The sequence below is a fragment of the Chryseobacterium sp. MP_3.2 genome (assembly GCF_035984805.1).
Taxonomy (GTDB): Bacteria; Bacteroidota; Bacteroidia; order Flavobacteriales; family Weeksellaceae; genus Kaistella.
Genome location: NZ_JAXCHW010000005.1, coordinates 183,758 through 203,126, shown reverse-complemented (window position 1 = coordinate 203,126; position 19,369 = coordinate 183,758). Strand labels below are relative to the sequence as shown.

Here is a 19,369-nt window from a genome sequence, read left to right as displayed (position 1 = left end):
TTTTAGTTGAAAGTTTTTTTAGAAAAAATTTTCTTCTTTATTATTTCCAGAATCCTACTTTTCAGGTAAGTGAATCGACGTCTTTTATGGTATATTTTGGTGTAAAAGCGTAACCTGTTTAAGGGCTTTTGCATTTTTTCATCGAACACTTTCGCATCTGGATCATTTTTCCAAAGAACTAAACTCAGTGCGCGAACTTTCATTCTTTGTTTTTGAACCATTTTAAAGTCAAGGGTTACTTCTTCCTTCTCATACCTTTTTGGGGGAACCAATTGATTATTTTTTTTGGCAATCTTGATTCTTTCGGACATTCCGGTGTGGCGGTGGTTAAAACTACCCTGTTGCGAAGCTAAAAAAGTATCAAGTGCTAAAAAATCAACTTCTAAATCTTTATTTTCAATTCCTTTGTTTATTAAACTTTCAGCCAATATAGAGCGCGTTACGATTACGTTGGTTCCTTTTCCATCATTATCAAAAGGAGCAAGCCACGCATCACCAAGTGAAATATCTGCTAGTTCTGTCGTCACATCATCACAAAAATCGCAGGCATTATTTTTAAACAACCCTGTTCCCCACAGATCACCGACCGTTCGCATTTTTATTGATTTTTCTTCTTCATTCTCATCGGTACAAGAAAAGGAATAATCATTTGCAGAACTGGAAATATCTTTTTTCCTAAATTGTGGTTTCTGAATATTTTTAATTTCAACCTCTAGTTTTGAACCTAAATATTCGGTAAAAAATGTACTTTTTACCCCGCCACAAATAATCCCAATTAAAAAAGGAATTTTTTCTTTGAGCTTTGGATCAGAATATTGCGCGAGCCGAATGGCTTTTATAAAACATCCAACACCCACTACCGCAACGGTACCATGTAAATTATTAATTTCCGAAAAAACTGTAGCCATCGTTACGGGAAAGTAGCGTGTTTTAGAAGCGTTTAGCAAATCTTCTATATTGCTGCTCACCGAATACTGATAAAAAATTCCGGGTTCAGAAGATTCTGTAATGGAGAAAATATGATCTGCAATTTTCTGCGCTAATAATTCTGTAGAAATGTAGGTTCCTAAGCCGCCGGAAGAAGAAGATAAGCGGAACTCCTTGGAATAACCTGCATAAATATTATTGAATTTGCCAATTTTTTGATGGTGATCAGTTGCGCTGTCCAGAAATAATTCTGCGATCTCATTTTCAGTTCTTACTTCCTCTTTTGGGAAAGGATTAAATGGACAGACGTTTAAACAAGCTCCATTACAATCACAGGTATTTTTGGCACTTGCGACCAAAAAACTCTGGTCATTCCAGGACATTTCTAGTGCATTGGAGGTGCATTGGGAAACGCACATTCCGCAACCAATGCAGAGGTTGTTATTTACAACGAGGTCGATAACTTTAGAGGGATTATTCAATTCTGATTTTTTGCTTATAAAATTAAAAATACAATTGTTTTTAGAAGAGCTTAGACATTTCTAAATTTTGCTTCTGCTAATTTAATGTAGTAAGATAAATAATCTTTTCCTGCCAATAAAAAGACTATAGGAGATATTTTATATTGTTTTAAGATAAAAAATAAGTCACTCATTGTTTTTGAAGGATATTTATAAAATTTAAAATAATTATCTTTTATAGTGAGTCGGAACATGTTGTTTCTTAATTTTTTAAAATCTGAATCATCTTTTTTTATCACTTCCAAAAATTTAAGATGCTGCGTAATATGTGCGACTAATTTTTGTTCCGCACTTAAAGGTGACCAAATTCCACCTTCGTGTGTTCGATATGCCGCAGACTCAAAATCTAAATATTTAAGTTTTCCTTTAATGCCATAAAAATAACTATACAATCTATCTACCCCTGTTCGATCAGGAAATTGACAACAAAACTCATTAAATTCATTTGATAAATTTTTTGACACGATGGTTTGCAATCCTGCGATAAAACCGCCATCTAAAACATCTTCCGCAGCCCAAGATTTTTGATGGTTAAATCTTGCTAGATTTATGATATCCCCTTTATGATTGACATTTAATTTTGCTGTAAAGCACAAACTATAATCTTCATTGCCTTCTAAAAAATTAATCTGTTTTTGTAATTTTAGGGAATCTATCCAGTAATCATCTCCTTCACAAAGGGCAATGTATTTACCTGAAGCCTGTGCAACTGCCCAACTAAAATTTGAAACTGCACCTTTATTTATTTTGTGCTTGGTATATTTAATAGTAACATTATCAGGGATCTTTTTTTGTGAAAAATAATTTGAAAGAACCTTATCTGTATCATCTGGAGAATTATCATTAGCAATAATAAATTCTATTTCACCACGGTACTTCTGCATCAAAACGCTATCGATAGTCTTTGTTATATAATCTTCATGACCATAAGTGATAGTAACAACGCTAACATTGGGATAATCAGTCATTATTCGTACTTATAATTTTTGCGGGATTTCCTACGGCAACGCAATTATCGGGAAGGTCTTTAGTAACGATTGCACCTGCTCCAACAATTACATTTCTTCCAACTTTGACATCAGGTAAAATAACTGCACTACTACCAATACTAGAAAAATCACCTACGGCACACCTACCAAGAAGTTTTGCGCCGGGTGAGATCTCTACAAAATCGCCCGTACTTACATCATGTGTAATGATCGCATTGTAATAAATAATATTAGCTTTTCCCAGCTTGACACTGTTTGCCAAAATTGCACCGGATAAAATATTACAACCTTCTCCTATTTCTACACCGTAACTACCTATTTCAGAAAATTTGCTAATTATCGTATTTAAATTACCACTTAATTTCACAAACTTATCATACATTTTCTTACGAAGAAGCGGTCCACCTATTCCAATCGTATAATTATTTCCAAATTTCATAAAGTGTTCCCGAACTTCATCTTCATTTTTTAAAATAGGAAATTTTCTGAAAAGCAAATCGGGAATGTCGTGATTAACATCGTCAAAAAAAGCAAGACCTTCCAGCTCATTATTTTGATGAACTATTTCTAAAACTTCCTTTGCAAAACCTTTGGCGCCAACAATAATCATGGTTAATTGTTTTGAATTCGTAAAAGTAACCTACATATTAGATCTACCTCTTCATTGGTTAAGTTGTAATAGAGAGGAAGACATAAAACCCGCTTAGAAATATCATCGGTAATTTCAAATTGCTGTGGTTGTAAGTAAGGAAGGGAGTTAGCCAAACTTGGATAAAAATAACGTCTAGTTCCAATTTCATTGAGTTGTAAATGTTCTTTGCACTTCAACATTAGCTCTTCCGTTTCAAATATAATCGGATAATAGGAAGCATTATTTTCAGAATCCGTCTTCCATATTGGTCTGCGGGCTTTTAAATTTTTGAGTTTGTCATCATACCTTGCTGATAGTTCCTGACGTCTCTTCGAAATCTCCTCGATATATTTTAAATTAGCCAGACCCATGGCAGCATGAAACTCAGAATTTTTTCCATTCAAACCCAATTGATTAAAACTCTCAAACCCAGAAATTCCGAAATTTCGAATAGATGCCAATTTTTTTAAAATTTCTGGATCTTTTGTAATAAGTAATCCTCCTTCTGTGCTGTGATATAGTTTTGTAGCGTGCAAACTGCAGGTGGCAATGTCGCCAAATTCAAAAATCGATTTTCCTTTATAAGTAACTCCGAAAGCATGTGCCGCATCATAAATCACCTTTAAATGATGTTTTTTTGCAATATTTTCTATTGCATCCACATCACATGGATTTCCATAAACATGAGTGGCCAAAATTGCGGAAGTATTTTCTGTAATAGCCGCTACAATTTTCTCTGGATCAATATTAAGCGATGTTGATTCGATATCAACAAATACAGGAATGCAGTTTTCCCAGACAATAGAACTTGTGGTGGCAACAAAAGAAAAAGGTGTTGTAATTATTTCGCCACCTAAATCCAGAGCTTTAATTGCCATCTGTAAGGCAACTGTACCATTGGTCACATATAAAAGATGATCTACGTGTAAAAACTCTTTTAAACGCAATTCCAAATCACTCGCTAAAGGTCCCATATTGGTGAGCCATTCCCTTTTCCAAATCCCGTCTAAGTAAGACTGATAGATTTGTTGGGGAGGTAAAAAAGGCTTGTTAACTGGTATCATATATTAGGAAATTAAAATTGAATAATTTAGTTATGAAGACAAATCTAAAATTATTGAGTTATTATAAGGAGTTACCAATTCTGAATCAAGTTCATATCCTTCCGAATTGTTGGATTCATTTACAGATCTTCCTTTAATAGCAATACGATCTTTAGCACCCATCAACATCCACATATATTCTACGTCAATATGCCCAATGTCAATCGCCCAAAAGCCCGCATTGCAAAGGTCAGAACAAAGTACGGTCGCAGTTGGCCCTAAAGCACATAAAACTAATTTATCCTTGCCATGCTCTTTAGCTGCACTTACAATTTCTTCATATTTTTCAAATGCGTTCTTACTAGGACAGATGATTCTTTCTATACTTTTTGCACGATCAAACAAATCATTTCCAACCCCCAATCTTGATAAATCACCTTCAATAATTAAAATATTCTTACTTTCCCAAAAAGTTTTCACTTGAGTAAAATATACTTTCGATTTAGATTGGTCTTTTATCCCCGCATAAAGTCTTGTCATATTTGCATTACCATAGCGATACGTTTGATCTAATAATTTAGAAAGTGCTCTCCCGTGCGTATTAATGAATAAAAGCCAGTACACTTTTGCAAATCGTTTGTGACTTTTTACGGAAGAAATGCTATCAGGAAGAGCAACTAAAAAGTTAGGATTTCTATTATTTAAAACTTCTAAAAGTTTATCTGCCAACAGTGGATTTTGGTTTTGAAAGCCAAGATTTTGTTTTTTTAAAATCAACAAAAATTCTCCGTCACCAAAGCGAGACAGACTTTTTTTATTTTTGATAATATCATTAATCGTTTCATCGATCGACAAAATTTTATATTTTGGAAAACTCCAACGAAAAGGCCAGGTCCGAATAATCCAGTAAAGATAATAGAGATAATTCTTCATCTTATAATCAAATTTTTAAAAGACTTTAAAACTATAGTAGTTTTTTTTTGTAAGCCTCACTTCTGAATAACTGTTGTAAATATAAGTATTTGCTATACAGATTATAATAAGCATCTACCCCTTACCAGCTATTTATACCATTAAACATTATAAAATATTTTAGAGATTTAAATAATGACATCCTTTACCTTTATTTATTTCCCTGCTTCTATGGATTTCAGTAAAAGATTTCTTGATTATTTTCATTTCCCGCATAAAGTTGGGCAAAGATTTAAATTTGAAAGTTAAAGCATTTATTAACATCTTATAATAAACTGATTTAATTTCATTTCTGTAATAATCGTTAATATCTACATTAATATTACCGTAATTGGTTTTAATAGTTTTCTCAATGTCTTCCAGATATTTTGCCGATTCCAGATAGTCATTAGGTTGTACACGAATATATGAATCATGATAAATAAAGCATCCAGTGACAACCCCAATTTTATATCCATGATAAAGAACACGCTGGCAATAATTATCATCTTCACCATACTGAAAAAACATAGTGTCAAATCCGCCAATATCCAATACCGTTTGTCGGGGTATTAACCATGCCGCAGCATTCACGAATTTTGTATCATATATTTCACGCGGTTTCTTTAAAATATGTTCTGCGAAAAAAAATGGAGTTTTTGCTGTGGACATAAAAACAGAAAAATAATGCTCTAATTCACCTCCATTATAATTGAAATGGATGGGACTTAAGATTCCATACTCATGATTTTTCAGGGATTGTTCCACCAATGATTTAATTGTAGTAGTTTCTACATAAGCATCCTGATTAAGAAGAAAAAAGTAATCAGATCCATTTTTTAAACCATATTCAAAACCCTGGTTATTAGCTTGCCCGAAACCTTTATTTTCTTTATTTTCAATAAGAATTACCTCTGGATATTTCTCTTTAATTATATTGCAAGTATCATCAGTTGAATTATTATCAATGATAATAATTTCTGTTTTATAATTTGATTCCATTAATGCATCAAGACACTTGTAAATCCAATTATTTCGCAATGAATTAAATGTTACAATAACTGTTGTTATTTTTTTATTCATTCTTATTTTTAGTAACTGATTTGTTAATATTTGACTAATTTTAAAAAGCTATATGTACCATTAAAAACTACTTTCTTAAGGAATAAATGGAAATCATTATTTTAAAATCTAATTTTAATTTTATTCCACAACGTTTTAGGTTGTTGTAGTGCACTTAGCGCTCTATAAAAGAAATGATTAGAGATAAAAACTCCTGTATATTCACTTCTCACTATTTTTTCAACATTTGTTGTAAAATATTCTTGTCTTTTAAGTAAAATTTCATTTAAAATAGGATTATTCGACCAAGACAATAATAAAGTATAAAATGTTAGAAAAGATTTTGCACGTTTTAAATTTGATTGTGCAGATAACACACCAACACCATGCCTGTAAACAGCCATCGTCTCAGCCAACATTTTTACTTTACCATTGGCAGTGAGGATCATGTATAAAAAGTAATCTCCAATGGGTGATATTATAAATTCACGCGGGAACGTTTGAACAATATTACGAAAAACCACCGATGGAGTATGAATATAATTACCAAGTCGAGCCAAAGTTTCTTGATTTTCGTAATTTTGCGGAACTGTTGTAATAAAATCATCTACCAGTTCACCATTAGTTTTTAGAATTTTTATTGGATGAAATGTTAGTACATATTCTTGATTATTCTCCAAAAAATTAACTTGTTTTTGCAATTTATCAGATTCAGTCCAATAATCGTCACCTTCACAAAGCGCAATGTATTTGCCTGAAGCTTGTTTTAGTGCCCAAATAAAATTAGGCATCATTCCTATATTATTTTCGTGTTTTGTATATTTTATTTCAAAATTTGCAGGTATAAAAGTTTCATTAAAATAATCCTTAATGACGTGGTCCGTATTATCTGGCGAATTATCATTTGCAATGATAAACTCCACAGGTCCATTATACGTCTGCATAAGAATTCCATTCAACGTCTCTTTTATAAAATCCTCATGACCATATGTTATGGTTAGAATCGTAATTTTCGGCGAACCCTTATCTTCAATCATAAGTATAGTTTGTTTATTACCTTACGAATTACTAATAATATTTTTAAGCACTTTTAATCGTGGAGTCATTTGCGCTTCATTGGAGTATATCTCCTGAAACTTCAAAGTCCCTTTTTTAGCTATTTGTGCTATCCTTTGTGGTTCATTAATTAATTCCTCCAAAATTGTTTCTATCAATTTACTATCACTATCTATTATAACAACTTCTTCGTCATTCACAAATGTCGTATTTTGTTCCAAACCATCACTTAACATCACCATCACACCATTTAAAGCTGCTTCTACGACTGTACCTAGAGGAAACCCATCGAAAGAACCGTTTCGTAAAAGGAAAGGTTTGTTAGGTGAGATTAAAATGTCCATCTTTTTAAAAATTCCTTGTAACTGATCAAAATCTTGATAGCCATAAAAATGGATATTGTTTAAAATAGCGGTAACATCAATATCATTTTCTGTAAAACCACCAACGATATGAAATTTAACAAAATTATACTTCAATAATAATTTATGCGCTACTTCTATAAATACATCATAACCCTTATCAACTCCTCTTGGCATATATTTAGCCGCACAAAAACAAATGTCCAACGTATCTTTACCTTGGCTATAATATTGTTTAGCAGTTAAATCTTTAATTAAGGAATTTTGCGGAACCACACATCCAAAAATGAATTCAATTTGATCTTCTGTGCAAAAATTTTTTTTCAAAAGATAGTCCTTGGTGACTTTTTGCGTTACAATAACTTTTTTAAACATCTTCGAAGAAAGCGTTCTTCTAAGCTTTTGATCACACTCTTCATTATTCATTTGGAAATCCGATCCAGGATATAATGTAAATACGAAGGATATTTGATGCTTTTCTAGAATCTCTATATACCTATATATGTGACTAATAAACAAACAATAAAAAAGTTTGGTGTTGATGTTTACAAAACCTCTTATTGGTTTAAGTTTATTTTTTAAATCAGGATTTTTTCTTACGAGTTCATTGATGTGAATAGGATGTAACTCCTCTGCTGTATTTAAAAAGTTATAAGCCTCAGGATTAACCAATATTTTTGAAGTTTTAAATTCGGAAAGCAAGGATGTAAATTCTTCTAATCTAAAACCCGAAACTGGATGGGGAAAAATAGTGTCAAAAATTATCAAATCACTTTTATATAAACCTTTATAAAAGTAACTCACTTTCTGCATTAAAATGTTTTTTAATAATTTTAACCTTGTGGATATTTGTGCTAACATCCTAATTACCTTTCGTTTTCTTAATTTGCTTAAATATGTCTCTAACAGTTTTTACTTCTTCAGCAGTCAATCCTTGACTAAACAACGCAAAATCATTATAAGTATCTATCAACTTATCAACAAAAATCATTTTCTTCATTAACAAATTAAATGCAGGTTGAACCGAATCCCAAGAAACATCATCTAATACAATGAAACTTTTATCATTTAGTAGTGGTAGGTAATTATTAGCATCTTCCATTACAAATTTCGTATCATGATTACCATCTATATGAACAAGATCTAACATATAGTTATTATTTATAAAAAATGATGAAGCGTCCGCTGAAGTTTCTCGTACTAACATACAATTTCCTGTCAATTTATTACTTTGAATTAAAGAGGTAACATCATTATATAATTTATTAAAATCAGTTTCCTTTACAAAATGATCTAAATCTTTCTGTAATTCAGGACGATCATTTTGAACAGCAGCTAGATTACTGTAAGGATCAACTCCAAACACAACACCATCACTAAATAATTTATGAGCTATTGCTTGCGGAAATAATGACCTACCCCTGTAAACTCCTAAATCAACTGTCTTTTGTAACTTAAAATTACTAATTAATAAGCTCATTAGCAAACCTTTTTGAATACTACATCCTCCACCAAAATCAATGGGAATTCGTGCATAAATTTCCTCTATTTCAGAAATCAATATTTTTTTCTCAGATTTAGATTTTAAAGTGTTTAATATTTTTTTTAACATTTTAGTATCGTTATATATTTATTTTAAATTTAAACTGTGGTCTGACATATCCTGCCCATGTCCCGTAATAATTTAGGTTATCTCGGACATCAATTGTTTCAAAATTAATAATGCTTTGAACAGTTAATAGAGCAATATTATTATTAACGAAATGCAAATCGATCTCATAAATTTTTGAATTCAAAAAATTGCCAGGAATCTCAAGAACTGCATTATAATTCCCCTTATTTATAGCTACCACATTTGTAATTTGGCTAAAAACAACCACATCATCTGTTAAAGATTTAAAATTAATTGCTAAATTAAAATTGTCAAAATTATCATTAACATTAAAATTTAGATTAATTTTAAGCGCATCTTTAATTGTTATAAAACTTTCATTAGAGGAAACCTCTATTTTAGTTTGATTTAAACGCACAAGGAGGTTTCCATACTTTGGAGAAAGATGATCAAATTCCTTTGCTAAATCGCTATTTAAATCTTCTTTAGAAAAATAATTATTAACAGCGTCCTCTATATTGTCTGCTGTATACTTTAAAAGTCCATTTTCTAAAATTATTCCTTTCGTACAAAGATTTTTCACCGCCGCCATATTATGACTCACAAATAAAACCGTTCTTCCTTCGCCTTTACTTACATCGCCCATTTTGCCCAGACATTTTTTCTGAAACTCGGCGTCTCCTACCGCAAGAACCTCATCAACAATTAAGATTTCAGATTCCAAATGTGCAGCAACCGCAAAAGCCAACCGCACATACATTCCAGAAGAATAGCGTTTTACAGGCGTATCAATATAGCGTTCTACTCCAGAAAAATCTACGATCTCCTCAAATTTTCTTTTGATCTCATTGCGGCGCATTCCTAAGATGGCGCCATTTAAATAGATGTTTTCGCGACCCGTCATTTCAGGATTAAATCCGGTTCCTACTTCCAGGAGAGATGCAATACGCCCCTGAACTTCAAAATGTCCCGTCGTAGGTTTTGTAACGCGGCTTAGTAATTTTAGAAGGGTAGATTTTCCCGCTCCATTTCGACCAATAATTCCTACAGCATCGCCTTTTTCAATTTCAAAGTTGATGTCTTTTAAAGACCAAACATAATCGCTCTCACCTTTTGTACTGCGGTCATTGCTCTCCCCAATTTTTAGAAAGGGATCTTCTTTGCCCCTCATTTTTGCCCAAAACCGATTTAAATCATGCGTAATGGTTCCAGTCCCCACTTCACCAAGGCGGTATTGTTTGGATATGTTTTCGGCGATGATGGCGGTTGAGGGTTTCAAAGTATTTTTGGATGTTGGGTGAGGGATTTTTGGTGCTGAATGTTTGGGTGGTTTGCAGGTGCTAAAATAGGAATTATATGTAGGATATGAAGGGGGAATTGGGTTTAAGGAGGTGTTTTTTTTGTTTTACTTATTGAATAGTGGTTTTATTTTTTGGAAATCAATGAAGCTGTTGTCATAAAAGTAAGGAGTCTTGCCTTTATAGTAGAAATACTGCCGCCTAGATAAACATTTTTTCTTTTTATGTTCTTTTGCTTCAATTTACTTATTGTTTTTTTAACCGTTCTTTTGCTTCAATTTACTTATTGTTTTTTTTGGAATCAGCGAACCATTTTAAATGGTTTGTCTTGAAACAAAAGAGTGAAAAAGTCAAGACCTGGATCTTTTCGCTAAAAAATAAAATTTCTTTTAAGAAAATTCCTAAACTTGCGCGGCTTGATTAATTGTTAAGCTCAATGTAATTAAAAAACAGGGAAAATTTTTATGCTGTGTTTGTTGAATGTGTAGTTCTGAAAGAAATTTAATTTTACTTCACGCAAAAATCTCCGAAGTCATTTTTAACCAAAATTTTAAGTAGCGCATCATTGCGGGGAGTTTCAAATAGTGCGTCATTGCGGCGAGTTTCAAGTAGTGCGTCATTGCGGGGAGCTTCAAGTAGTGCGTCATTGCGAGAGAGCTTGTTCCGATTTATCGGAGAAGAATGACGAAGCAATCTTTCTAATTTTACTTTATTTGTTCTTTTGTCTTGAAACAAAAGAACCAAAAGTTCAAGACCTGGATCTTTTCGCTAAAAAATAAAATTTCTTTTAATAAAATTCCTAAACTTGCGCGGATAGTTTAGTTTCGCTAAAAACTTAAATGGTGCCCGCGCTTCGGACAAAAGGAATTTTTATCTTGAGTAAGTTGCTTGATTTGGATGGAAAGAAATTTTATTTTTCTTGACGCGAAAATCTCCTGAGTCATTTAGAATTTGGGTTTTTAATCTAGGGCGTCATTGCGAGGAAGTATGACGAAGCAATCTGTCTAAATTATTTCCATTATTTTTTATATTTATGTTCTTTTGCTTCAATTTACTTATTGTTTTTTTGGAATCAGCGAACCATTTTAAATGGTTTGTCTTGAAACAAAAGAACCAAAAGTTCAAGACTGGATCTTTTCGATAAAAAATAAAATTTCTTTTAAGAAAATTCCTAAACTTGCGCGGATATTCTAGTTTCGCTAAAAACTTAAATGGTGCCCGCGCTTCGGACAAAAGGAATTTTTATCTTGAGTAAGTTGCTTATTTTGGTTGGAAAGAAATTTTATTTTTCTTCACGCGAAAATCTCCGAAGTCATTTAGAATTTGGGTTTATAATCTAGTTCGTCATTGCGAGGAAGTAAAGCAATCTGTCTAAATTATTTCCATTATTTTTTCTTTTTATGTTCTTTTGCTTCAATTTATTTATTGTTTTTTTTGGAATCAGCGAACCATTTTAAATGGTTTGTCTTGAAACAAAAGAACCAAAAGTTCAAGACCTGGATCTTTTCGCTAAAAAATCAAATTTCTTTTAAGAAAATTCCTAAACTTGCGCGGATACTTTAGTTTCGCTAAAAACTTAAACGGTGCCCGCGCTTCGGACAAAAGGAATTTTTATCTTGAGTAAGTTGCTTGATTTGGATGGAAAGAAATTTTATTTTTCTTCACGCGAAAATCTCCGAAGTCGATTTTTAAATTCATTTTAATTTATGCGTCATTGCGAGGAAGAAGGTATAAGTCACATAAGATCTCTATGTCGTACTTTTTGCTTTTTCCTTGCCTCTTTTTGTATTTCGCTAAATCAACCCATCATCGCATCAACCCATTATCACATCAACAAATCAACCCATCAACCCATCACTACACTGTATCCATGAAACTTTTTTCCACTTTGTTGAAAATCACCGTGCCGAGGATAAGGATGAAGACAATGAAAATGCTGCTCCACATAATGCTCATTAAATCGAAACTTCCAGACCCCAGAAAAGCATAGCGGAAACACTCGAAAATGGAAGAGAGGGGATTCATATAAACGAGGAAGCGGAATTTTTCGGGTAAAGCAGAAATGGGATAAACAACAGGCGTGATGTACATAAACAGCTGCACGCCAAAGGTTAAAAGAAATGCTAAATCTTTGTATTTGGTGGTTAGAGAAGAAAAAATCATTCCCATTCCCAGGGCAAACATGGCCATTAAGAGGATTAAAACAGGCGTGAATAACATCCACATATTGGGTTGTACATCATTCGTGAAAAGGACGAAATAGAGAAGAATGAGGAGGAAAATTCCAAACTGTACGGCGAACTTCATAAGGGAGGAAGTCACAATCGCCAAAGGCATAATAAGGCGTGGAAAATAGACTTTGCCAAACATTCCCGCATTAGACGTGAAGACGGAGGACGTTTTGGTCAGACTTTCGGAGAAATAATTCCAGATGGTGATCCCAGACATGTAAAACAAAATTTGGGGAACACCATCAGTGGATAATTTTGCAATATTCCCAAAGATGATCATATAAATTACCGTGGTCATTAAGGGTTGAACAATGAACCAGAGTGGGCCCAGGATTGTTTGCTTGTAAAAAGTGATAAAATCCCTTTTCACCAACATGAGAAGCAGATCGCGGTAATCCCAAACTTCTTTTAAGTTGAGGGAAAAGACGGATTGCTTGGAATTGATGAAGTAAGTGGGTTGTTGGTCCTTGGTCATTGCTGTTGGGTTGTGAACGTGTAAAGTTGTGAACTGGTGAACTGGTGAGCTGGTGAGCTTGTTAATAAGTTACTTATTTATAGGTTGACTTGTTTTTTCCATTGTGTGAACGTGTGAATCTGTGAACTTGTGAACTTGTCAGTAATTACTCACAGAATTATAGGGTTTCTTTTTCTTTTGTTTCGTTTTCTCTTGTGAAATCGTGAAGTTGTAAAGATGCGACTGGTTCTCTTGTTCTCTTGTTCTCTTGTGAACCTGTGAACCTGTGAACCTGTGAACTTGTCAATAATTACTCACAGAATTATAGGGTTTCTTTTTCTCTTGTTTCTTTTTCTCTTGTGAAGTTGTAAAGATGCGACTGGTTCACTCGTTCACCGGTTCTCTTGTGCTCTTGTGAACCTGTGAACCTGTGAACTTGTGAACCTGTCAATAATTACTCACAGAATTATAAGATTTCTATTTCTTTTGTTTCTTTTTCTTTTGTTTCTTTTTCTCTTGTGAAGTCGTGAAGGTGTAAAGATGCCACTGGTTCACTCGTTCACTGGTTCTCTTGTTCTCTTGTGAACCTGTGAACCTGTCAATAATTACTCACAGAATTATAAGGTTTCTATTTCTTTTGTTTCTTTTTCTCTGGTGAAGTCGTGAAGTTGTAAAGATGCGACTGGTTCACTCGTTCACCGGTTCTCTTGTTCTCTTGTTCTCTTGTGAACCTGTGAACTTGTGAACCTGTCAATAATTACTCACAGAATTATAAGGTTTCTATTTCTTTTGTTTCTTTTTCTCTTGTGAAGTTGTAAAGATGCGACTGGTTCACTCGTTCACCGGTTCACTGGTTCTCTTATTCTCTTTTTCTCTTGTTCTCTTGTGAACTTGTCAATAATTACTCACAGAATTATAAGGTTTCTATTTCTTTTGTTTCTTTTTCTCTGGTGAAGTCGTGAAGTTGTAAAGATGCGCCTGGTTCACGCGTTCACTGGTTCTCTTGTTCTCTTTATTACAATCGCGCATCTGCATTTTGGAGGATTCCTTTTACATCGTAAATAATGGCGTTTTCTTTTTTAAGGGATTCTAAATCTAAATGCAGAAATTCATCGTGCGCCACACCAAGAATGATCGCATCGAACTGAGGCGGATGTGAACTTGTGAACCTGTTAACCTGTGAACTGGTAAACCTATGAACTTGTGAACCTGCCGGTGCTTCTTGTTCACTTGTTTTCTCGTTCACTTGTTCACTTAATTCCGTAACGCAATCGACTCCATATTCCTTCTTCACCTCGGCGGGATTAGCCCACGGATCATAGATTGTGACTTTGATGTCATAATCTTCTAAACTGCGAATTACATCGACCACTTTCGTATTTCGAATATCAGGACAATTTTCTTTAAAGGTAATTCCCAACATCAAAAGATGTGCTCCCTTCACTTGGATCCCTTTTTTGATCATGAGTTTCACCACTTTTCCGGCAATGAAAGATCCCATGGAATCGTTTAAACGACGCGCTGCTAAGATCAGTTCAGAATAATATCCAATTTCCTGGGCTTTTTGGGCCAGGTAAAAAGGATCCACCCCGATGCAATGTCCACCTACCAAACCGGGTTTAAAAGGAAGAAAATTCCATTTCGTACCGGCTGCTTTAAGGACTTCATGGGTATCAATATCCATAAGGGAGAATATTTTTGCCAATTCATTCACAAACGCAATATTAATGTCCCGCTGTGCATTTTCTATGACTTTGGAAGCTTCTGCAACTTTGATCGTCGGTGCTAAATGGGTACCTGCTAAAATAATAGAACGGTATAGATCATCTACGATTTTGCCAATTTCTGGTGTAGAACCAGAGGTCACTTTCATAATTTTTTCGACGGTTTTTTCCCGATCACCCGGATTGATGCGCTCTGGAGAATATCCCGCAAAAAAATCTACATTGAAAGTCAACCCTGAATATTCTGCTAAAATAGGCACACATTCTTCTTCTGTAACACCCGGATAGACCGTTGATTCGTATATGACGATATCGCCTTTTTTAAGAAGTTTCCCCACAGATTGGGAGGCCTTTTGTAAAGGAGTTAAATCGGGACGGTTGTTTTTGTCTACAGGAGTCGGAACCGTGATGATATAATAATTGCAGTCGGCAATGTCTTCTAAATTAGAAGAGCAAATTAGACCTTTTTCTGCGGCTTTAAAATCCGATACCAGAACTGCCTGCAAAATTTCGTCTTCAACCTCCAAGGTTTTATCTGTTCCGCTGTTGACCTCTGCGATTCGATTGGAGTCGATATCAAAACCAACTACCTGATATTTTGTGGCGAATAACCGAGCTAAAGGAAGACCAACGTAACCGAGGCCGATGATGGCGATTTTTTGTTTCATATTTTTCTTAAACTTGTGAAGCTGTGAACTTGTGAACTTGTGAAGATGCGACTGGTTCACAATTTCACTTCTTTACTCGTTCACTACTCCTCCAGTTCACTGATTTACTTTCCTTCCAATTTTTCAATTAATTTTAAGAGCATTCGCTTAATATGCAGGAAGTGTTCGGTGAAAGCGGTTAAATCGTTTACAAATCCGAGTCGTCTGGAAATCTCCATCTGGGTTTCCATTTCATTTAAAGAACCTAGTGCAATATATAAAAATTGAATAAACTCTTTTGTACCTTTTCTACCTGCACCTTCAGCAGTATTAGAGGGTAAAGATACTGAACATCTTCTAAGCTGACTTATCAGTCCAAATTTTTCCTCCGCAGGAAAAGCCCGGGTTTCTCTGTAAATCATCTCCACCAAATCAAGAGATTTTTGGTAAACGAGCAGGTCTTTGTGATTGTTCATTTTTTGTTGTTTTTTGTGAACCTGTGAACATGCAAAATCAACTGTCTACAGAATTACCAGTTCTCCTGTTTACTTTTTTTTTATCAATTTGTGAAGCTGTGAACTTATTTACTTATCAATTTGTGAATTGTGAGCTTGTGAAACTTGGAACCTGTAAAGATACGCCTGGCTCACTCGTTCACTCGTTCACTAGTTCACTAGTTCACAAATTTACTCTCTAGACAAATTTTTTCCACCATTTCAGTTTTTCGTCATGGGTGTAGGAATAATAGCCGTAGCCGTATTTTTTTCCGTAGCGGGTATTTTCCGGCTTTACATTATTAAGGATGTAAGCCATATTTTTGATCATATTCTCTTTTCGGAAACCTTCCGCAAAGTCAATCATCTCTTTCTCTGTAAAATCAGATTTTACGGCATACAAAACCACATCTGAATTTTCTACCAGATGCAGGGTATCACTCACTAGCATGACAGGCGCGGAATCTAACACGATGTATTCATACTTTGTTTTAAGATAGGCGATCATATCATCAAATTTGGGCATATCTAAGAGGTCATTCGGATTAGGTGCGATTTGTCCGCTGAATAACACATCCAGATTATCATTAATACCGGATTTAATGATGTAGGGATCTGGAACAGTGTGATCTGAAACTAGATAATCTGTGAGTCCTATATTTTCGCCATTGACAAAACGCTGCAGCTGTGGATTGCGGATATCTGCACCAATGATAATCACTTTACTTTTACCCGCCAAAGTGAGCGCCACATTCATGGAAATGGTGGTTTTACCTTCCCCTTTCACGGAGGAGGTAATTAAGACGGTACCACCCTGTCCCACATTTTTAGCTTTTAATAAAAATTTTAAATTGGAGCCCAGAATCCGGAATGATTCTGCAAATACAGAAAAATCGTTGGGCTTTACCAGCTTTAGATCATCTGTAATAAAAGGAATTTCTGCAATTACAGAAGCATCAGGAGCAAGAGAAACGATATGCTGCTTGGTGTGGATTTTAGTATCCAACATTTGAAATCCTACCAAAAGAAGCAATGGTAATAAGAAGCCGGCGGCCAGTGAGCCGTAAATAATTTGATTCGTATCTGGTTTTACAATTCCAGTCGTAAAAGCAGGATTTACGATTTTTGCTTTTGGGGCAGTTACGGCCAGGGTGATGGCATTTTCTTCTCTTTTTTGCAAAAGATAGAGGTATAACTGCTCTTTGAGGGTCTGTTGACGGTCAATGCTCCGAAATATTTTTTCCTGCGTAGGGTATTTAGCAATATTCCCTTTCGCGAGATTAAGTTGACCTTTCGCCTGCGCCAGTTGCAATTGCAGGGTTTCTCGAGATTCAAGTAGATTTTGACGAAGCAGGTTTTTCTGCGCGATAATCTGCTTATTCATTTCAACAACCGCTGGATTTTCACCTGTTGCCTGTTTTAAAACACGGTTACGTGTAAGCATCAAATTATTGTATTCTGCAATGGAACTTTCTGCCCCGGAAGATAAACCCATGCCAGTGGGCAACAATTGGTTCCCTGCACTTGCGGCAAGGACCGAATTAATTAAATCCAGTTGCATAGACTGCGTTAAAATCTGTTTGGTATTTTCCTCTGCTTTACCGACGGAAAGATTGGCCTGCGTTTCTAAATTGGTAATCTGGTTCGTGCGTTTAAATCTTTCTTTTTCCCCCTCGATGCCGGAGAGATCTTCCGTAATAATTTCTAAACGATCATTAATAAAGTTTTGGGTGTTTTCTGCCTCTTCATTCTTATCATTAATACCATCTGCGATATATTGCTTAGCAAGTTCATTTAAGATATCTTCTGATTTTTTTGGAACAGGTCCTATCAAAGAAACATCCATGAGCAGCCCTTTATTTTCTGGAAGAGATACTGTTAAACGGCTCTCCAGGCTGTTGACCATGTTTTTGGGATTACTAATAACCACCTTAATAGGAACAGTAAGCTTCATCCCCGGTTTACTATCAAATTGAACCGTTCCAAAAGGAAGTTTTATCGGAGTTCCAAACTGATATTGGGTTCGCGAGTCTGCTAAACGAAAGGAATTTTTGCCTACGGGGTTAATGGTATATTGTGCCCCACCAAAATTATCTGGAGATGAAATGCTGATTAATTTACCTTGTAGGGGAGAATCCTGATAGAGTTCATTCTCTTTAATGGTGCCTATACTGTAGAAGGTGATATTCAAATTGAGATTGCTCACTACTTTTGCCAGAATTGGTTTGGAGAGGATTACAGTGGTTTCACCCTGTAATTCATTATCGCCACTCACGCCCATGCCTAAGTTTTTCAAATCACTTAATGCGGTACCCTTTCCCTTGGAATCCTGAAGTTTTAATGACGTCTTACTGAAATATTGGGGTTGGGTATATCTCAGGTAAATCTTCGCCGCGGAATAAAAAAGAACGATACTGAGTAGAAACCAGGGCCATTTTTTAAGATATTTCCCTATTTCTTTTTTAATATTCAATGGTTTTGCCCGTTGTGCCGGAACCGAATTTTCTAATAATTCCATGCCTTTCTTATCGGGTTAAACTGATGATTAAGGTTAAAAGTCCTAAACCTACCCCACCATACTTGATCCAATTGTCTACATTGGGATTATTGTTGACACTGATTTGCTTGTTGCGATCTGGCTCAACATACAGAATGTCATTTTGCTGTAAATAGTAGTAAGGCGAATTAACAATAGAGGCTTCAGTTAAATCCAAAGATACCACTTCATCTTTTCCAGTCTCCTCAGAAGTCCGTATTAATTTAATATTGGTTTTGTTCGCATCGTAGGTTAAGTCGCCGGCTAAAGCAATGGCCTGAAAAAGATTAATCTTTTCTGTTGTGCTTGTTTTCTGTCCCGGACCTTTGACTTCGCCCAAAACACTAAAGTTAAAATTGGAGAGCGTGATTGTCACCAAAGGATCTGTTAAATACCGTTTTAAGCGGCTTTCTAAATCGGCTTTGAGTTGTTGTTTCGTCATACCTTTGCAATAAACTGAACCGAGCACAGGAAAGATGATGGTGCCCTCTGAAGTGACCAAATATTCACTGGGAGCGGAAGCGCCACCACCAGAACCGGCAGTTGCCGTTTGACCCATCGAGTTGCGATTAAATGGTTGTACCGCAATATCATCAAAGGCAGAGACCTGAATTTGTAATTGGTCTCCCTCTTGAATATGTAAACCTGAATATTTTGCCTGAGAAACCTCCTGCTGGAAATTATCGTTAGACATGTAAACTACATTTTGCTTGGGTTTACAAGAAAAGAGGAGAAGGAAAAGTGATATATTTAGAAATACCGGAACGTATTTTTTCATTTCTTAAATTTAAGATTATAAATGTAAAGCTCAATATTCTCTACCATAATCTT

General features: G+C 34.8%; 15 protein-coding genes. All 15 read right to left on the bottom strand.

All coding sequences use genetic code 11. The features are described 5' to 3' along the window. Positions 1-2: 2 nt before the first annotated feature. The 15 genes from RCH13_RS08770 to RCH13_RS08700 all read right to left on the bottom strand — a co-directional run bounded on the left by RCH13_RS08770 (position 3) and on the right by RCH13_RS08700 (position 19,316). Positions 3-1,409, bottom strand: a complete 1,407-nt coding sequence (locus RCH13_RS08770) for a Coenzyme F420 hydrogenase/dehydrogenase, beta subunit C-terminal domain (RefSeq protein WP_326986859.1) — start codon at positions 1,407-1,409, stop codon at positions 3-5. 50 nt (positions 1,410-1,459) lie between these two features. Next, entirely contained in the window at positions 1,460-2,416 is a 957-nt protein-coding gene (locus RCH13_RS08765; protein WP_326986858.1) for a glycosyltransferase family 2 protein, read from the bottom strand. Then, positions 2,409-3,047, bottom strand: a complete 639-nt coding sequence (locus tag RCH13_RS08760) for a NeuD/PglB/VioB family sugar acetyltransferase (protein WP_326986857.1) — start codon at positions 3,045-3,047, stop codon at positions 2,409-2,411. The genes RCH13_RS08765 and RCH13_RS08760 overlap by 8 nt, the downstream gene beginning before the upstream one ends. Positions 3,048-3,049: 2 nt before the next feature. After that, positions 3,050-4,132 carry a DegT/DnrJ/EryC1/StrS family aminotransferase gene (locus RCH13_RS08755; protein ID WP_326986856.1) on the bottom strand — a complete coding sequence of 361 codons (1,083 nt, stop codon included), beginning with the start codon at positions 4,130-4,132 and terminating at the stop codon, positions 3,050-3,052. Positions 4,133-4,162: 30 nt separating this feature from the next. Continuing rightward, on the bottom strand, positions 4,163-5,044 hold the full coding sequence (locus tag RCH13_RS08750) for an SP_1767 family glycosyltransferase (RefSeq protein ID WP_326986855.1): 882 nt from the start codon (positions 5,042-5,044) through the stop codon (positions 4,163-4,165). 159 nt (positions 5,045-5,203) lie between these two features. Beyond that, positions 5,204-6,145, bottom strand: coding sequence for a glycosyltransferase family 2 protein (locus RCH13_RS08745; RefSeq protein ID WP_326986854.1), 942 nt, complete (start codon positions 6,143-6,145; stop codon positions 5,204-5,206). Between the two features lie 101 nt (positions 6,146-6,246). Further along, the gene (locus RCH13_RS08740) at positions 6,247-7,161 is read right to left on the bottom strand and encodes a glycosyltransferase family 2 protein (RefSeq protein WP_326986853.1); all 915 of its coding nucleotides are present in this window, start codon (positions 7,159-7,161) and stop codon (positions 6,247-6,249) included. Positions 7,162-7,182: 21 nt separating this feature from the next. Beyond that, positions 7,183-8,355: a glycosyltransferase family 4 protein gene (locus tag RCH13_RS08735; protein ID WP_326986852.1), complete on the bottom strand. Its 1,173-nt coding sequence runs from the start codon at positions 8,353-8,355 to the stop codon at positions 7,183-7,185. Between the two features lie 49 nt (positions 8,356-8,404). After that, positions 8,405-9,154, bottom strand: coding sequence for a class I SAM-dependent methyltransferase (locus tag RCH13_RS08730; protein ID WP_326986851.1), 750 nt, complete (start codon positions 9,152-9,154; stop codon positions 8,405-8,407). A gap of 10 nt (positions 9,155-9,164) precedes the next feature. Then, positions 9,165-10,433 (bottom strand): ABC transporter ATP-binding protein, encoded by a 1,269-nt coding sequence (locus RCH13_RS08725; protein ID WP_326986850.1) that lies wholly within the window; start codon positions 10,431-10,433, stop codon positions 9,165-9,167. Between the two features lie 1,876 nt (positions 10,434-12,309). Continuing rightward, positions 12,310-13,158 carry an ABC transporter permease gene (locus tag RCH13_RS08720; protein ID WP_326986849.1) on the bottom strand — a complete coding sequence of 283 codons (849 nt, stop codon included), beginning with the start codon at positions 13,156-13,158 and terminating at the stop codon, positions 12,310-12,312. A gap of 994 nt (positions 13,159-14,152) precedes the next feature. Then, positions 14,153-15,529: a nucleotide sugar dehydrogenase gene (locus RCH13_RS08715; RefSeq protein ID WP_326986848.1), complete on the bottom strand. Its 1,377-nt coding sequence runs from the start codon at positions 15,527-15,529 to the stop codon at positions 14,153-14,155. Positions 15,530-15,633: 104 nt separating this feature from the next. After that, entirely contained in the window at positions 15,634-15,984 is a 351-nt protein-coding gene (locus RCH13_RS08710; RefSeq protein WP_326986847.1) for a four helix bundle protein, read from the bottom strand. A gap of 217 nt (positions 15,985-16,201) precedes the next feature. After that, positions 16,202-18,520, bottom strand: coding sequence for a GumC family protein (locus RCH13_RS08705; protein ID WP_326986846.1), 2,319 nt, complete (start codon positions 18,518-18,520; stop codon positions 16,202-16,204). 7 nt (positions 18,521-18,527) lie between these two features. Further along, positions 18,528-19,316, bottom strand: a complete 789-nt coding sequence (locus RCH13_RS08700; RefSeq protein WP_326986845.1) for a polysaccharide biosynthesis/export family protein — start codon at positions 19,314-19,316, stop codon at positions 18,528-18,530. Between the last annotated feature and the right edge of the window lie 53 nt (positions 19,317-19,369).

Excerpts from the sequence above, each read along its gene's own strand:
- RCH13_RS08765 (WP_326986858.1), bottom strand. The coding sequence starts at position 2,416 with ATGACTGATTATCCCAATGTTAGCGTTGTTACTATCACTTATGGTCAT.
- RCH13_RS08760 (WP_326986857.1), bottom strand. The coding sequence starts at position 3,047 with ATGATTATTGTTGGCGCCAAAGGTTTTGCAAAGGAAGTTTTAGAAATA.
- RCH13_RS08755 (WP_326986856.1), bottom strand. The coding sequence starts at position 4,132 with ATGATACCAGTTAACAAGCCTTTTTTACCTCCCCAACAAATCTATCAG.
- RCH13_RS08750 (WP_326986855.1), bottom strand. The coding sequence starts at position 5,044 with ATGAAGAATTATCTCTATTATCTTTACTGGATTATTCGGACCTGGCCT.
- RCH13_RS08745 (WP_326986854.1), bottom strand. The coding sequence starts at position 6,145 with ATGAATAAAAAAATAACAACAGTTATTGTAACATTTAATTCATTGCGA.
- RCH13_RS08740 (WP_326986853.1), bottom strand. The coding sequence starts at position 7,161 with ATGATTGAAGATAAGGGTTCGCCGAAAATTACGATTCTAACCATAACA.
- RCH13_RS08735 (WP_326986852.1), bottom strand. The coding sequence starts at position 8,355 with ATGCAGAAAGTGAGTTACTTTTATAAAGGTTTATATAAAAGTGATTTG.
- RCH13_RS08730 (WP_326986851.1), bottom strand. The coding sequence starts at position 9,154 with ATGTTAAAAAAAATATTAAACACTTTAAAATCTAAATCTGAGAAAAAA.
- RCH13_RS08720 (WP_326986849.1), bottom strand. The coding sequence starts at position 13,158 with ATGACCAAGGACCAACAACCCACTTACTTCATCAATTCCAAGCAATCC.
- RCH13_RS08715 (WP_326986848.1), bottom strand. The coding sequence starts at position 15,529 with ATGAAACAAAAAATCGCCATCATCGGCCTCGGTTACGTTGGTCTTCCT.
- RCH13_RS08710 (WP_326986847.1), bottom strand. The coding sequence starts at position 15,984 with ATGAACAATCACAAAGACCTGCTCGTTTACCAAAAATCTCTTGATTTG.
- RCH13_RS08705 (WP_326986846.1), bottom strand. The coding sequence starts at position 18,520 with ATGGAATTATTAGAAAATTCGGTTCCGGCACAACGGGCAAAACCATTG.
- RCH13_RS08700 (WP_326986845.1), bottom strand. The coding sequence starts at position 19,316 with ATGAAAAAATACGTTCCGGTATTTCTAAATATATCACTTTTCCTTCTC.